The sequence below is a fragment of the Paenibacillus sp. 2KB_22 genome (genome assembly GCF_052115745.1).
In the GTDB taxonomy this organism is placed as follows: domain Bacteria; phylum Bacillota; class Bacilli; order Paenibacillales; family Paenibacillaceae; genus Paenibacillus.
Map to the genome: position 1 here is coordinate 1 of NZ_JBFRHG010000036.1, position 421 is coordinate 421.

General features: G+C 70.1%; 1 pseudogene. It reads left to right on the forward strand.

What is annotated here, in order from left to right:
* A pseudogene (locus AB4111_RS31190) lies at nucleotides 1-421 on the forward strand (replication-associated recombination protein A); the annotation flags it as partial.

The window sequence follows — 421 nt, forward strand, 5'->3', positions numbered from 1 at the left end:
CACTACAACCTCATCTCGGCCCTGCATAAGTCGGTGCGGGGCTCCGATCCCGACGCGGCCCTCTATTGGCTGGCGCGGATGCTGGAGGGCGGCGAGGACCCGCTGTTCATCGCCCGCCGCCTGGTGCGCATGGCCAGCGAGGACATCGGCGCGGCCGATCCGCTGAGCCTGCTGCTGACCACGGCGGCCAAGGACGCCTACGACTTCCTGGGCAGCCCGGAAGGCGAGCTGGCCCTGGCCCAGGCCGTCGTGCACATGGCCAGCGCGCCCAAGTCCAACGCCGTCTACACCGCCTACAAGGCCGCCCGCCGCGCCGCCAAGGAGACCGGCAGCCTCACCCCGCCGGCCCATATCCTCAACGCGCCGAGCAAGCTGATGAAGACCCTCGGCTATGGCGACGGCTACGCCTACGACCACGATG